The following is a 12,881-nucleotide window of genomic DNA, read 5'->3' on the forward strand; positions in this document are numbered from 1 at the left end:
GCGCGTCATGACCGGATTTTCGATATTCTTCTCGGTCGTCCAGGGGCTCGTCGCCGGGCTTGGCGTAACCGTTTTCGTCACGATCGCCTCGCTGGCGCTCGCAGCCGCCTTCGGGTTCCTTCTCGCCCTGCTCAGGCAATTTGCCGGGATCAAATTCATCGATCTGGCGATCGATGTCTGCTGCGAGATTCTCTGCAATGTGCCGGCCTTGACGCATCTGTTCATCCTCTACTTCGGGCTTGCCAGCATCGGCGTGAAATTGACGTCGATCACGGCGGCCGTCCTGGGCCTCGGGCTCATCGGAGCGGCGATCACCTGTGCAATCTTTCGCGCCGGTTTCGCCGCGCTGCCTGGCGGGCAGGCGGAGGCGGCGCTTGCCGCAGGGCTGACCCCGCTCCAGACCATCTTTGAGATCCTGACGCCGCAGGCCATGCGGATAGCGCTTCCAGGGCTCGGGAACTACGCGGTGCAGCTTCTCAAGGATACATCCGTCGTCTCGGCCATCGCGGCGCCGGAAATCATGTTCTTTGCCCGCTCAATGGTGACGTCGTCCTTCCAGACAACAATGATCTACGCGACGGCGGCGGCACTCTACCTGTTGCTGAGCTTGCCATTGATGCAGGTCACGCGGTTCCTCGAAAGACGTTATGGGAGATTGAAAGGATGAGCGCTTTCCTAGCGCCCTATGGCGATTATGGTGCCGAATGGCTGCCTCTCCTGCTGCGGGCGATGGTGAATACGGCCCTGCTTTCCGTTTGTGCCTTTGCCCTGGCATTCGTTTTTGGCTTGCTGCTTTCGCTCTGCCAGAAATCCAGTTTCGCGGCGCTAAGGTATTTTGCGGCCCTCTATGTGACGATCGTGCGTGGCGTGCCGCTGCTGGCGGTTTTGTTTCTGCTTTATTTCGGCTTGCCGGGTATCGGGATCGTCTTTGATGCTTTCGGCGCGGCGATTGCGGGCCTGGCGTTGTGTTTCGCGGCCCAGGTCGCAGAGCTTTTCCGCGCCGGCCTGAAGGCTATACCTGCCGGGCAGAGCGAGGCAGCGTTGGCCGCGGGCTTCACCCCGGTCCAGAGCTTCGTCCTGATCATCCTGCCGCAGGTCGCGCGTGTCATTCTGGCGCCCATGATCATCACCTTCGTCTCGCTGCTCAAGGATTCTTCGCTCGCTTCGCTGATTACCGTCAACGAACTGGTTCTCACCGGGCGGTCAATGGCGACCGAGTATTTCCTGCCCTTGCAAATCTACATTGCCGTCGGCCTCTGCTATTTCGCGATAGCCTGGCCTTTCTCGGTCCTCTCGCGCCGGCTAGCCCTTCCGGCCACCCGCTAACTCGTCATCACAAGGCCAAGACCATGACCATTGAAACGACCGTTGCCACCGGCGACGCACGTCGGCATGCAACGCAATCGGATGAACCTCGTTGGCCGGTGATCCTCATGACGCCCGACCTCAGCGAAGCGCCTGATGCTCCGACCGAGAAGGAGTATGTGGTACGCGCCAACTATGCGGACGCCATAGCCGAGGCAGGGGGAATTCCGTTGATCCTGCCTTACAATACCCGGAACCTGGCACCGGCCTTGGCACTCGCCGATGGAATCCTCCTTACCGGTGCGCGGCCGGGGACGGAGGTGACAGGGGCGCGCAGGCAGTTCGAAATTCAGCTGGTCGAGCAAGCCTTGAAAACCGGCAAGCCGCTTCTCGGCATCTGCCATGGCATGCAACTGATCGGTGAATGCCTTGGAGGCAAATTTCAAACCGAGCTGCCGGCCGCCGCCGCCGTATCCCACATCCCGCAAGATGTCCCCGACGTGCTGGCGCACGAGATCATCGTCGAGCAGGGCAGCGTGCTCGCCAACTGGGTCGGGAAGAGGTCGGCGCGCGTCAACAGCCTGCATCGGCATGCTTTGGCCGGCCACGGACGATTCCGTGTCGCTGCAAGGGCGCCGGACGGCATCATCGAGGCATTCGAAGGAGAAACAGACGGCTTTTGCCTGGGTATCCAATGGCACCCGGAATACCGGCTGACTGAACTCGACAGGAATATCATGAGGGCCTTCGTCGACCGCAGCGCAGAAGCGGCGGCCCGCAAGGCACGCAATGCTTCGTCGGCTGGAAGCAATCGCGTGCGCGAACGGCTGGTACAGCTCGAGCTTGCCCTACCGGAAGCATCCTCGCCGCCGGGTGCATTTTCCGGAGCTGTGCGGACCGGCAATATCATCACCATTTCCGGTCAAGTGCCGTTGAAGGATGGCGTGGTGCTGCAGACGGGACACCTCGGAGCATCAGTCTCCATCGAAGAGGGGCGAGAATGTGCGCGTTGGGCGCTTCTCAATGCGCTTGCCCAGTTGGAGGGAGCTGCGGGCGGCTTCCGCAAGATCCTGGGCTTCGTACGGCTGGCGGGCTATGTCGCGGCAGATGCTGCTTTCGAGCGCCACGGCGCGGTCGTCGATGGCGCTTCGGAACTGCTCCGAGAGCTTTTCCCGGATCGATGGACGCATGCCCGCATCGCGGTCGGCGTTGCATCCCTGCCACGTGGGGTTCCTGTTGAAGTCGAGCTGACGGCCATCGTCGGCGACGAGGCCTGAGATGGGGCGCGTTGCGGTGATCGGCGCCGGCGTCATCGGCGTGTCGTCGGCCTATCTTCTCGCCCGGGCCGGGCATGATGTGACACTTGTCGATGCGGCGGGCGAGCCGGGCACGGGGGCGAGTGCCGGCAACGCCGCGCAACTGTCCTGGGCCTACGGTGACGCAATGGCATCGCCAGCCCTGCTGAAGCATCTGCCAGCCATTGCGATGGGGCGCGATCCGGCCTTCCGCATCCACTGGCAACTCGACCGGGACTTTCTGCGTTGGGGGCTGAAATTTATTGCCAATACCCCGTTCAGGCGTTGGTGGAACAATACGCAGGATATCCTGCGCCTCGCCGAGCAATCCCGTTACGAACTCGCGATCCTGCTTAAGGAAACCGATGTCGAATTCGATTACCGTGTCGCCGGAAAGCTGCATCTCTACGCCGACCGGCAGAGTTTTGCTGCCGCCCATTCCAGTGTCGTGCGCAAGAATGCCCTTGGCTTCGAACAGCGCCTGCTGACGCGGATGGAGGCGGAAAACATCGAACCGGCGCTTGCCGCGTATCAGGGAGAGATTGCCGGCGCCGTTTATACCCCGGATGATGCCCTCGGCGATGCGGCCGAATTTTGCCGCCAGCTGACCGCCTGGATGATCGGGCGCGGGCAGGTGTCGACGCTTTTCGGCAGAAGGGTTTCGAGCTTTGTCCAAACGGGAGGGGTGCTGACAGGGTTGAGGTTCGAGGATCGCGACGAGCTTCACGTCGACGCCGCCGTTGTCGCCGCAGGACCGCAGATCCGTTCCCTCGTGTCCGATCTGCCCGAGGCCCGGGACATACGCTCCGTCAGAGGCTACTCGCTCACCATTCCAAGATCCGGCCTTGCACCAAGTGTCAGCCTGACAGACGTCAAGCGAAAGCTTGCCTTTGCGGCAATCGGCGACCGTTTTCGTGTTGCCGGACTGGCAGACATCGAGCGTCCCGGAGCCGGTTTTGATGTCGGGCGTTTCGACACGCTCAAGCTGGCCGCGTCCGCAGTGCTGCCCGATCTTTTCGACCGATCGGACGAACTGACGAGATGGTCGGGCGAGAGGCCCATGACTCCGACCTCCAAGCCCATGATCGCCGCCTCCCGACGCATCAAAGGTCTCTACATCAATGCCGGCCACGGCATGTTGGGATGGACGCTCGCATTGGGTTCTGCCCGCCGCGTGGTCGATCTCCTTCGATAAGTCGGTGGTTGGCGCCCGGTGCTCACAGTTGCGGACGCCCACCTGCCGCAGCGTTCCGGCAGATGCGGGGACTTCGCTCAATTCATACCCCTTCACATCCATCGGATCGCTTCGGATCATAAAATCCGGAGCGAAGTGAGTGAGCGCGCGTCACCAATGGAATCTGTGGAATGACCCCTAGCCGAATTTCTCAGTCGTGTCGGCCTTGCCGAACACCCAATAGCCGGATGCCTTGATCCAGCCGAGCGGGCAACCTCGTTCCAGCAGATAGGCGCGGAGATCGCGTGTTACCGAGGCTTCCGCCGCGACCCAGATGAAGGTTTCCGGTTGGATATCGACCGTGCTCAACAATTTCAGCAGCGCTGCGGCATCCGTTGCCTGCGAGAGAGGCCGATGCGCCCAGTGGATGTGCAGTTCGACTGATGTCGTGAAGACCTGCTCTTCCAACGGGCCGGTGACGGCTGCGATTGTGGTGATGACGGTTCCGGCACTGCTCTCCTCGATCCGGCGGCCGATTGCCGGCAGTGCCGTTTCGTCGCCGATCAGCAGCCATCGTTTGACTGTCTTCGAAACCACGGCGGAGCCCCTTGGTCCGCCGATCTCGAGCCTGTCGCCGGGGCGCGCGTCGATCGCCCATTGGGTCACGGGGCCTGCCTCGTGCAAGGCGAAGTCGATGGTCAGTCTGCGTTCGGCATTGTCGTAGCGGCGCGGCGTGTAGTCACGGCGTTCTTCCCCGCCATCGGTGGCCGGTACGAAAATCTTGATGTGGTCATCGGGTGCAAGACTGGTGAAGTCGGCGAGATCGCCGCCGGTCAATTCGATGCGGCGCATGCCGGGGGTGATGTCGATGACGCTTTCGACCATCAGGGTGCGCCGTCGCGTGTCGTGGCGGATCCGCTCGATGACAGGGGCGGGTGAAGTCTGTTCTTTGAGTTGATTGTTATCCATGTGTCCTTCCGGGGCTTTGAAGCTCGATCCGCAGGACATAGTCGCGCAGATCGAAGCCGCAAAAGCCGTTCGATCATACGCGTTGAGTGACGTTAACGCTTACGTGGCCGGGTGACCCGACCATTGAGCGCATGATGTAACCGACGCCGGCGGCATGTGCAACGGCAAGGTGGCCAACAAGGGCGATAATTGCCAAAGTTTAACTTTCCGGCGGTGTTTCGGTCGGGCAATGATCATCTGCTCAACGCGCATGAATTTCGTGCAGGCGGTCATGGAGAAGACAATGGGCAGCGGAATCCAGGACGTGCTCGACATCTATCACGCGATGATCGAGACGGAGCATAACAGCCCGCGCGAACTGCCTCCGGGCGGCCGCGACGGAGGACAGGATCAGCGGCTGCGCGCAGTCGGGCCGGAGACTGGGCAGTTCATCAATATCCTCGCCAGGAGCCTCAAGGCGCCGACGATCCTCGAACTCGGCACCTCCTTTGGTTATTCCGGGATATGGCTGGCGGAAGCCGCGCGCGCTTCCGGCGGGCGGCTGATCACCATGGAAATGCACGGTTACAAGTCTGCCTACGCACGCGACATGGCCGTCAGGGCAGGGCTTGCCGAGTATGTGGAATTCAAGGTCGGGGATGCCGTCCAGATGATCGGCGCGCTTTCCTCCGGCATCGACTTCGTGCTGGTGGATCTGTGGAAGGATCTCTACGTTCCCTGCCTCGAAGCCTTCTATCCCAAGCTCAATCCGGGCGCGATCATCGTCGCCGACAACATGCTGCGCCCGGGAGGCGATGATCTCAAACGCTATGGTGAGGCTGTCCGTGCCAAGCCAGGGATATCAAGCGTGCTGCTGCCGGTCGGCAGCGGGCTTGAGGTCAGTCGGTTCGATTGAGGCTGAGGTGAGATTAGCTGTCATTTTGTTTTTTGGTTGCAGAAAAAAAGAAGACACGTTTTAAGCTAATTTCCGACACGTTCCCGATCAAAGCTCTGCGTTATTGCGAGCTTTGGAGATGTGATGTCGGGCATTCTTGTCGCCACCCTTTTGGCAACGGTTTCTGCAAAGATTCCAGCCGGGTTTTCCAGCGGTGACGTTCTCTATTCTGATTGCAGCGAGTCCCGGCAGTTTGTCGTCGGGTATGTTGCCGGTTGGTTGGACAAATGGAATAGTGATGAGCAACTCGCTCGTCGCATTTTTACCGAAGCCGCTCCCAGACCCAGCAGGATGGTGAACTCGGCGCATTTTGCAATCGCCGTTGGTGTCAACGTCTGTATCCCAGTCGGAACTACGGCGGAAGCGATCGGCAATACGCTATGCACGTTCCTGGAGGAGAATCCCGGCATACGCGGGGCCACCGGCGACGAGTTGATGACCACCATGGCTCATTATAAATACCACTGCCCGATTCCTTAGGGAGATTCACGCTGGCTTGTTGGCCTCGATGAAACGGCTGAGCGAGGTGGCGGCGTTGAGCATATGGGCGCGCATGCGCCGTGACGCCATCTCGCCGTCGCCTTCGGCGATCGCCTGCATGATGGCCTCGTGTTCGTCGCGGGAGCGGCTCAGCCTTTCGCCCTGGCGCAGTTGCGTGCGTCGGAAGGCGTTCAGGCGGTTGCGGATGGCGATCGCCTGTTCGGCGAGGAAGCCGTTATGGGTGGCGCAGTAGATGGTCTCGTGGAACTGACGGTTGAAGCTATCATAGGCGTTGACGTCGCCGCTTTCGACGATTGGCCGTGAGAGCTCGTGCAGTTCGATCAGGCGGCTGCGCTCCAGCGGCGTCATGCGGTAGGTCGCGAGCCTGACGCAGACGGCCTCGATCTCGGCCACCGTCTCGAACATCTCCATGATGCGCTCCGGCGTCATACGGGCGACGACGCCGCCGCGCCGGGCGCGAAGCTCGACGAGGCCGCCCGCCGCCAGCTGACGCAGCGCTTCGCGAACCGGCGTGCGGGAGGCGCCGAAACGATCGGCAAGCTGCTGTTCGTCCAACGCTGCGCCCGCCGCCAGCCTGCCGGCGGCGATCTCGTCCGTCAGGGCGTTGCGAATGCGATCGGAGAGCAAGCCGCGATCATCACCGTCATCCTCGGTTTCGAAACCATTCTCCATTCCGTTATCTCCGATCTGTTTCAACATCGACGGCTCGATCGATTGTGTATGCAAATGCGACTGTGCTTGCCGCTCAACGTATACACTTATGGCATCACGAAGGTGTTACGTATTCAATAATTGACTTTGTATCGAATGGGAATACATAAATCTCCAGCGAGCAGGCTTCTGCATACACGAGCCGCTTCAATTACCGAATTTGAGTACGACGGGAGCCGCAACGCGACGAGGGCCAGCGCCCGCCGGGCAAAGCGAACCGTTCCGACACGGCATCACAGACCAACCGATTTTGACTTGGCTTCCGTTCTTCGGTCCCGAGCCGACATGCTTTCGATCCTTCAATTCCTGGACGCACAAGGAGCCAGATCATGATGATGAACAGACGGACTTTCTCGGCCGCCCTTGTTGCCGGCGCCGCCGCTTCTCTGCTTGCCACCCGCGGCATGGCCGCGACATCCGCTCCCTTGAAGGCGCGCAACGTCGTGCTGGCGCACGGACTGTTTGCCGACGGCTCGTGCTGGACCGAGGTGATCGCGCGCCTGCAGGCGGCTGGGCTCAATGCCACGGCGGTACAGAACCCGCTGACGACGCTGCCCGAGGCTGTCGCTGCCGTGAAGCGGGTGCTCGACCGACAAGACGGCCCGACGGTTCTCGTTGGGCATTCGTTTTCCGGCATGATGGTCACCGAGGCCGGCGTGCACCCGGATGTTTCGGCGCTCGTCTACGTGGCGGCGCGGGCGCCGGATGCAGGTGAGGATTATACCGCTCTCGCCAAGACCTTCCCAACGCCGCCCGCTTCGGCCGGCATCGTCTTTGACGGTGACGAGGGTCGGCTGAGCGAGGAAGCCTTCCTGCGTGATTTCGCCGGCGACCTGCCGGAGGCGAAGGCGAAAGTTCTTTACGCCGTGCAGCAGCCGTTTCAAAAGGCGCTGCTGACCGGCAAGACGACACAGGCTGCTTGGCGTTCGAAGCCGAGCTGGTATGCCGTCTCGACCGAGGACCGGACGATCAATCCCGATCTCGAACGCTTCATGGCCAAACGCATGGGAGCAAAGACCATTGAAATCCAGGCCAGCCATCTGTCGTTGATCTCCCACCCGGACGAGATCACGAAGCTGATCCTCACGGCGGCGGGGCAGAATAGGGACTGATGCCGAGGCCGGGAAGCGGCAGGGCCGCGGCGGCATCCCTAAGCGGCGAGGGGCCGCCGCTCCTCTCATATCGGTCGGCGCAGCGGCCTGAACGCTGCTCGAAGCTCGGCGGAGAAGAGCTCCGGCTGCTCCCAGGCGGCGAAGTGGCCGCCCTTGTCGACCTTGTGGAAATAGATAAGGTTGCGATAGGCGCGACGGGCCCATGTCTCCGGGGCCTGGTAGCTCTCCCCAGGAAAGACGGTGATGGCGACCGGAAGCGCGATCTTGGAGGTCTTCTCCCCGGCCGCAAGGACGGGACTGCGCCCGCCGCCATATTCCCAGTAGATCCGGGCCGAGGAAGCGGCGCTGTTGGTCAACCAGTAAAGCGTGATGTCGTCGAGCACCTCGTCGGGAGACTTTTCGGGATCGCTGCTGTCGTAGGTCCAGTGCGTGAAGCCTGGATGACCGAGCGTCCATGCCGCAAGGCCGGCCGGGGAGTCCGATATGGCGTAGCCGATCGTCTGCGGCCTCGTGCCCATCATCGTGGCATAGGACCTGTTCCCCATCTTGGCTGCGGCGCTGAGGGCATCGAACGCCGCGCGTTCCTCGCTGGAGAGTCGCTGCGGCGCCGGCCCGCCCGCGGCGAGCACCGCGGCAACTTCGGGCGGCACGACAGCCGGCAGGTTGATGTGGATGCCGAGCAGACCTTGTGGCGCGAGCCGTCCCATTGCGCCGGAGACCGGCGAGCCCCAGTCGCCGCCCTGGGCGACGTAGCTGCTGTAAGCGAGGCGCTTCATCAGTTCCGCCCAGGCCCGCGCGATGCGGTCCGGCCCCCAGCCGGTGCCGGTCGGCTTGCCGGAGAAGCCGTAGCCCGGCATCGACGGAATGACCACGTCGAACGCATCTTCGGCGCGTCCGCCATGAGCGGTCGGATCGGTGAGCGGGCCGATGATCTTGAGGTTCTCGAATATCGATCCCGGCCAGCCATGGGTGATGATGACGGGCAGGGCATTCGGATGTTTCGAGTGGACGTGAATGAAGTGGATGTCTAGGCCGTCGATCTCGGTGATGAACTGCGGCAGCGCGTTCAGCTTCGCTTCCGCCTTTCGCCAGTCGTAGCCGGTGCCCCAATAATCGACGAGCGGCTTGATCTTCTCGAGCTGTATGCCCTGCGTCTGGTCGTCGACCGTCTCGCGTTCGGGCCAGCGTGTTGCCAGCACGCGCCGGCGAAGGTCGAGGAGGTCCGCCTCGGGAGTGTCGACGCGAAACGGGCGGACAGCATCTCCCGCGGCAGCCGATGCCTGATAGGACGGAAACAGGCTGGTCGCGCCCGCGGCGGCAATCCCGATCGCCGCGGTGGTCAGGAACCTGCGCCGGTCGCGGTTCAGGGATTCCGAGCTGGCACTTGTGAGCAGTTTGAAGAGCATGGTCATGGCATTGTCCTTTGAAGCAGACGCCTTGGGCAAGACTTCGATAAGTTCGGCCATCGTCAGAATAGCATGGGCGTAGGTCGGGCCGTTCAGCTTTTGCGCCGCACGCATCATTAGGTGCGAGAAGGCGGCCGTCGCGTCGCTCACCAGGGTCGCGAAATAACCGAGTTCCATGGCGAAGCGGGCGGTGGATTCGATACAGCTATTCCCGCCGGATCATCTCGATGCGAGGCCGGCCGTATTGCGCAGGTGATCGGGATGCGTGCCGCCGCCCATACTTCTCGCCACCATCGCGACGATGGTTTCGAAGAGTTCGTTCTTTGCCTCGACGGCGGTGATGTCGCCCGACGCGGCGGCATAGGAGAGGGCTTCGGCGGCGCCGAGCATGGCCCAGAGGCCGGCTGCGGCGATCGTGCCGGCACCGGTAAAGGGCGAAAGCGCGATGCGGCATTTTTCGATGAAGGCCGCTTCGTATTCGCGCTTGATCCTTTCGAGTTCCGGCGAGCCGGCAAGTGCTGCGATCACACCGGGGATTTCGCGGCCCTGAAGCAGCACGCAGTCGACATAGGAGGTGGCGATGACTGTGGCCCGGTCGGCAAGCGACGGCTGGCTTGCCGCAAGGGCTGCGTCCATCACAGTCGTCTGGCGGGCGTCGAATTCGCGGTAGAGCGCTGCGAGCAGGCCGGGGCGGGTTTCGAAATGATCATAGACCACGGGTTTCGTTACACCGGCCCGCTCGGAAAGCCGGCCGAGGGTCAGCGCTTCCGTTCCCTCGTCACGGGCGATCTGCCAAGCGACGTCGAGCAACTGGCGATGCCGATCCTGACGCGACAGGCGGCGGCGCGGTTGCGGATCGGTCGGCTGACCTGTTGTTTCGGCGCTTGACATCGCTATATACCAAAAGTAACTTACTGAAAGTAGCTTACCAAAGGTATACAGGCTGCGTCTTCCATCCGCAATCATTCAGCAGGAGTTTTCGCCATGCACGCGCTCATCGTCGTCGCGCATCCCGATCCCCAGTCGCTCACCCACCGCGTCGCCGCCCATCTTGCCGAAGGTGTCACACTTTCCGATGCCGGCCATTCCGTCGAGTTTGCCGATCTCGCGGCCGAGGGCTTCGATCCCCGGTTCACCGCGGCCGATTTTGCTCTGCATCTGAGGAAAGGGGTGCTGCCCGCCGACGTTGCCGCCGAGCAGGCAAGGGTCGACCGCGCCGATGCGCTGGTGCTCGTCTATCCCGTCTACTGGTGGTCGATGCCGGGGCTTATCAAGGGATGGATCGACCGGGTGTTCACCAATGGCTGGGCTTACGACGATCGCCCGGATACCGGGCTGGTGAAGTTGCTTGGCCGCCTGCCGGTGCATCTGGTCGGCCTCGGCGGCGCCGATGCCGGGACCTATGTGCGGCACGGCTATTTCGGCGCCATGAAGACGCAGATCGATCACGGGATCTTCGACTATTGCGGCGCCCGCGTCGTGACATCGGAGCTGTTGCTCGAAGCCGGACCGAACCATGCGGCCGCCCATCTGGAGACTGCGCGCGCCGTTGGCCGCAGGCTCTTCGACACATCCAGGCGATACGAGGCGACTGACCGCGTAAAGGTGCCCGAGTTCCGGTAAGGTTTATCGGCTGGCTAAGGCAGAGTCTTGCGCCGCCGGCCTTTTCACGAGACAAGCCTTGGATGAGTATTCCGACGACACATCCCTTCGACTTTGATCCGACCTACGGCAAGCAGCTCGCAGACCTCCTTGCCGTCAAGCAGCCCGAGGCGCCTGAGGGTTTCGACGATTTCTGGGAAGCGCGTTATCTCAGGGCGCTGACGGTCGATCCGCAGCCGGTGCTGCGCCGGAGCAAAATCAGCCATCCCGACTGGCATGTGCATGATCTCGTCTATATCTCGACCGGGTCATTCAGGATCGGCGGCTGGCTCATCCTGCCGCGTCAGGGGGAGGTGCGGCGCGGCCTCGTCGTCGGGCATGGTTATGGCGGGCGGGATCGGCCTGAATTCGATCTGCCGGTCAAGGAAACGGCAGTGCTTTTTCCCTGCTGCCGCGGGCTGTCGCTTAGCGCTCGTCCGCCGATCTCGCAAAATCCCTCCTGGCATGTGCTCCACGATATCGACAAGCCGAAATCCTATATCATCGGCGGCTGCGTCGAAGATCTGTGGCTTGCCGTCTCGACACTTGTTGCGCTCTATCCCTGGCTTTCGGGGCATATCGGCTACAGCGGAATCAGCTTCGGCGGCGGTGTCGGGGCGATGGCGATCGCTTACGACCAGCGCATCGATCGCGGTCACCTTGCGCTGCCGAGCTTCGGGGATCAGCCGCTGCGGCTGATCTTGCCGACCGTCGGCAGCGCGCAATCGGTGCAGGAGTATCATAAGGAACACGCAGATGTGCTCGAGACGCTTCGGCTCTACGATGCGGCAACGGCCGCTTCGCGGATCAAGGTGCCGATGCTGGTTGCCGTTGCGCTGTTCGATCCTTCGGTGGCGCCACCCTGTCAGTTCGCTGTCGCAAATGCGCTACCGAAATTTAATGAAATCTTCATCCTGGATGCCGGGCATTTCGACTATCCTGGCAGCGCTGAGCAAGAGGCGGTTCTCCGCGACAAGGTGGGACAGTTTTTCAGGGTGCCATGAACCGCGAATATCTGCGCTGGTACAGTCAGCGGCTGCATCGAGACATGGAGATGCTGCTGCATAATTCCTTCAATCGGACTCGATTTACGGACAAAATTATGCAGCCATTCAAAGTGCTACAGCGTCCTTTGCGCGTCTGAAAAGACGCGCGGCGCTGTAGTGTTCGGCCATGCCGGCGCCAAGGTGCTGGTCTTTCCGACGCGGGACGGGCGCTTCTTCGAGTATGAACAGCTCGGGCTGGTCGCGAGCCTCGCAGACAAGCTCGGGGCCGGCCATCTCCAGCTCTATTGCATCGAGGGCCTGGCGGCAGAAACCTTCTATGGCTTTCACCGTCACCCGGCCGAGCGCATCCGCCGGCATGGTGCGCTCGAGGATTACATCCTGAATGAGGTGCTGCCGCTGATGGCGGCGAAGAATTCGCATGACTGCACCATCGTGCATGGCTGCAGCCTCGGCGCCTTCCAGGCGGCAAGCCTGTTCTTTCGCCATCCGCATCTCTTCCGCAAGCTCGTCGCCTTTTCCGGCCGCTACGACCTGACGATGAGGGTGGAATCCTTCGGCGACCTGTTCGACGGCTATTACGACGACAGCGTCTATTTCCACACGCCGACGCATTTCCTGCCCGGACTTGGCGACGACTGGCGGCTCGACAGGCTGCGTCAGTTCGACATCGTTCTCACCATTGGCGATGCCGATCCTTTCCTCGACAACAACCGCTATCTCAGCCGGCTGCTTGGCGAGAAGAATGTCGGCCATCAGTTGCATGTCTGGGACGGACGCGCCCACCGTGCCGGCGCCTGGAGGAAGATGGCAGCGCTTTACATCTGAC

The 12,881-nt window shown here is 61.9% G+C and carries 14 protein-coding genes; 10 read left to right on the forward strand and 4 right to left on the reverse strand.

All coding sequences use genetic code 11. The features are described 5' to 3' along the window. Positions 1 to 7 precede the first annotated feature (7 nt). Genes BS629_RS27635 through BS629_RS27650 form a run of 4 tightly spaced genes read left to right on the forward strand, consistent with a single transcriptional unit; the run spans position 8 to position 3,795 of the window. Positions 8 to 667 carry an amino acid ABC transporter permease gene (locus tag BS629_RS27635; RefSeq protein WP_018242469.1) on the forward strand — a complete coding sequence of 220 codons (660 nt, stop codon included), beginning with the start codon at positions 8 to 10 and terminating at the stop codon, positions 665 to 667. Next, on the forward strand, positions 664 to 1,326 hold the full coding sequence (locus tag BS629_RS27640; protein WP_018242468.1) for an amino acid ABC transporter permease: 663 nt from the start codon (positions 664 to 666) through the stop codon (positions 1,324 to 1,326). Before BS629_RS27635 ends, BS629_RS27640 begins: the two co-directional genes overlap by 4 nt. A 23-nt stretch (positions 1,327 to 1,349) precedes the next feature. Continuing rightward, a complete protein-coding gene (locus BS629_RS27645) occupies positions 1,350 to 2,582 on the forward strand; it encodes an Atu1372/SO_1960 family protein (protein WP_018242467.1) in 1,233 nt (410 codons plus the stop codon). 1 nt (position 2,583) lies between these two features. Continuing rightward, positions 2,584 to 3,795 carry an FAD-dependent oxidoreductase gene (locus BS629_RS27650; protein ID WP_018242466.1) on the forward strand — a complete coding sequence of 404 codons (1,212 nt, stop codon included), beginning with the start codon at positions 2,584 to 2,586 and terminating at the stop codon, positions 3,793 to 3,795. 177 nt (positions 3,796 to 3,972) lie between these two features. Here the strand turns inward: BS629_RS27650 and BS629_RS27655 are convergent, their stop codons facing one another. Beyond that, positions 3,973 to 4,743 carry a siderophore-interacting protein gene (locus tag BS629_RS27655; protein ID WP_018242465.1) on the reverse strand — a complete coding sequence of 257 codons (771 nt, stop codon included), beginning with the start codon at positions 4,741 to 4,743 and terminating at the stop codon, positions 3,973 to 3,975. Between the two features lie 283 nt (positions 4,744 to 5,026). Between BS629_RS27655 and BS629_RS27660 the strand changes: the two genes are divergently transcribed. Together BS629_RS27660 and BS629_RS27665 are read left to right on the forward strand one after the other, a co-directional pair. Further along, positions 5,027 to 5,638: an O-methyltransferase gene (locus tag BS629_RS27660; RefSeq protein WP_026188427.1), complete on the forward strand. Its 612-nt coding sequence runs from the start codon at positions 5,027 to 5,029 to the stop codon at positions 5,636 to 5,638. A gap of 123 nt (positions 5,639 to 5,761) precedes the next feature. Beyond that, on the forward strand, positions 5,762 to 6,157 hold the full coding sequence (locus BS629_RS27665; RefSeq protein WP_018242463.1) for a hypothetical protein: 396 nt from the start codon (positions 5,762 to 5,764) through the stop codon (positions 6,155 to 6,157). A 6-nt stretch (positions 6,158 to 6,163) separates the two neighbouring features. On the opposite strand, the gene BS629_RS27670 is transcribed toward BS629_RS27665, so the two are convergent. After that, positions 6,164 to 6,850, reverse strand: coding sequence for a GntR family transcriptional regulator (locus tag BS629_RS27670; protein ID WP_018242462.1), 687 nt, complete (start codon positions 6,848 to 6,850; stop codon positions 6,164 to 6,166). A 368-nt stretch (positions 6,851 to 7,218) separates the two neighbouring features. Here BS629_RS27670 and BS629_RS27675 point away from each other — a divergent pair, with 368 nt between their 5' ends. Further along, positions 7,219 to 8,001: an alpha/beta fold hydrolase gene (locus tag BS629_RS27675; protein WP_018242461.1), complete on the forward strand. Its 783-nt coding sequence runs from the start codon at positions 7,219 to 7,221 to the stop codon at positions 7,999 to 8,001. A 65-nt stretch (positions 8,002 to 8,066) separates the two neighbouring features. Here BS629_RS27675 and BS629_RS27680 read toward each other — a convergent pair whose 3' ends face one another. Both BS629_RS27680 and BS629_RS27685 read right to left on the reverse strand, forming a co-directional pair. Next, a complete protein-coding gene (locus BS629_RS27680; protein WP_018242460.1) occupies positions 8,067 to 9,584 on the reverse strand; it encodes an epoxide hydrolase family protein in 1,518 nt (505 codons plus the stop codon). A gap of 42 nt (positions 9,585 to 9,626) precedes the next feature. Then, positions 9,627 to 10,298 carry a TetR/AcrR family transcriptional regulator gene (locus BS629_RS27685; protein ID WP_018242459.1) on the reverse strand — a complete coding sequence of 224 codons (672 nt, stop codon included), beginning with the start codon at positions 10,296 to 10,298 and terminating at the stop codon, positions 9,627 to 9,629. Positions 10,299 to 10,391: 93 nt separating this feature from the next. Here BS629_RS27685 and BS629_RS27690 point away from each other — a divergent pair, with 93 nt between their 5' ends. The 3 genes from BS629_RS27690 to BS629_RS27700 all read left to right on the forward strand — a co-directional run bounded on the left by BS629_RS27690 (position 10,392) and on the right by BS629_RS27700 (position 12,880). Then, positions 10,392 to 11,030 carry an NAD(P)H-dependent oxidoreductase gene (locus BS629_RS27690; RefSeq protein WP_018242458.1) on the forward strand — a complete coding sequence of 213 codons (639 nt, stop codon included), beginning with the start codon at positions 10,392 to 10,394 and terminating at the stop codon, positions 11,028 to 11,030. A 62-nt stretch (positions 11,031 to 11,092) separates the two neighbouring features. Continuing rightward, positions 11,093 to 12,052 carry an acetylxylan esterase gene (locus BS629_RS27695; protein WP_018242457.1) on the forward strand — a complete coding sequence of 320 codons (960 nt, stop codon included), beginning with the start codon at positions 11,093 to 11,095 and terminating at the stop codon, positions 12,050 to 12,052. A 159-nt stretch (positions 12,053 to 12,211) separates the two neighbouring features. Further along, on the forward strand, positions 12,212 to 12,880 hold the full coding sequence (locus BS629_RS27700; RefSeq protein WP_018447241.1) for an esterase family protein: 669 nt from the start codon (positions 12,212 to 12,214) through the stop codon (positions 12,878 to 12,880). Position 12,881: the final 1 nt, after the last annotated feature.

This window comes from Rhizobium leguminosarum bv. viciae USDA 2370 (genome assembly GCF_002008365.1).
Classification (GTDB): domain Bacteria; phylum Pseudomonadota; class Alphaproteobacteria; order Rhizobiales; family Rhizobiaceae; genus Rhizobium; species Rhizobium leguminosarum.

What these genes read in the sequence shown, in the direction of transcription:
- BS629_RS27635 (WP_018242469.1), top strand. Translation starts at nt 8, where the DNA reads ATGACCGGATTTTCGATATTCTTCTCGGTCGTCCAGGGGCTCGTCGCC.
- BS629_RS27640 (WP_018242468.1), top strand. Translation starts at nt 664, where the DNA reads ATGAGCGCTTTCCTAGCGCCCTATGGCGATTATGGTGCCGAATGGCTG.
- BS629_RS27645 (WP_018242467.1), top strand. Translation starts at nt 1,350, where the DNA reads ATGACCATTGAAACGACCGTTGCCACCGGCGACGCACGTCGGCATGCA.
- BS629_RS27650 (WP_018242466.1), top strand. Translation starts at nt 2,584, where the DNA reads ATGGGGCGCGTTGCGGTGATCGGCGCCGGCGTCATCGGCGTGTCGTCG.
- BS629_RS27655 (WP_018242465.1), bottom strand. Translation starts at nt 4,743, where the DNA reads ATGGATAACAATCAACTCAAAGAACAGACTTCACCCGCCCCTGTCATC.
- BS629_RS27660 (WP_026188427.1), top strand. Translation starts at nt 5,027, where the DNA reads ATGGGCAGCGGAATCCAGGACGTGCTCGACATCTATCACGCGATGATC.
- BS629_RS27665 (WP_018242463.1), top strand. Translation starts at nt 5,762, where the DNA reads ATGTCGGGCATTCTTGTCGCCACCCTTTTGGCAACGGTTTCTGCAAAG.
- BS629_RS27670 (WP_018242462.1), bottom strand. Translation starts at nt 6,850, where the DNA reads ATGGAGAATGGTTTCGAAACCGAGGATGACGGTGATGATCGCGGCTTG.
- BS629_RS27675 (WP_018242461.1), top strand. Translation starts at nt 7,219, where the DNA reads ATGATGATGAACAGACGGACTTTCTCGGCCGCCCTTGTTGCCGGCGCC.
- BS629_RS27680 (WP_018242460.1), bottom strand. Translation starts at nt 9,584, where the DNA reads ATGGAACTCGGTTATTTCGCGACCCTGGTGAGCGACGCGACGGCCGCC.
- BS629_RS27685 (WP_018242459.1), bottom strand. Translation starts at nt 10,298, where the DNA reads ATGTCAAGCGCCGAAACAACAGGTCAGCCGACCGATCCGCAACCGCGC.
- BS629_RS27690 (WP_018242458.1), top strand. Translation starts at nt 10,392, where the DNA reads ATGCACGCGCTCATCGTCGTCGCGCATCCCGATCCCCAGTCGCTCACC.
- BS629_RS27695 (WP_018242457.1), top strand. Translation starts at nt 11,093, where the DNA reads ATGAGTATTCCGACGACACATCCCTTCGACTTTGATCCGACCTACGGC.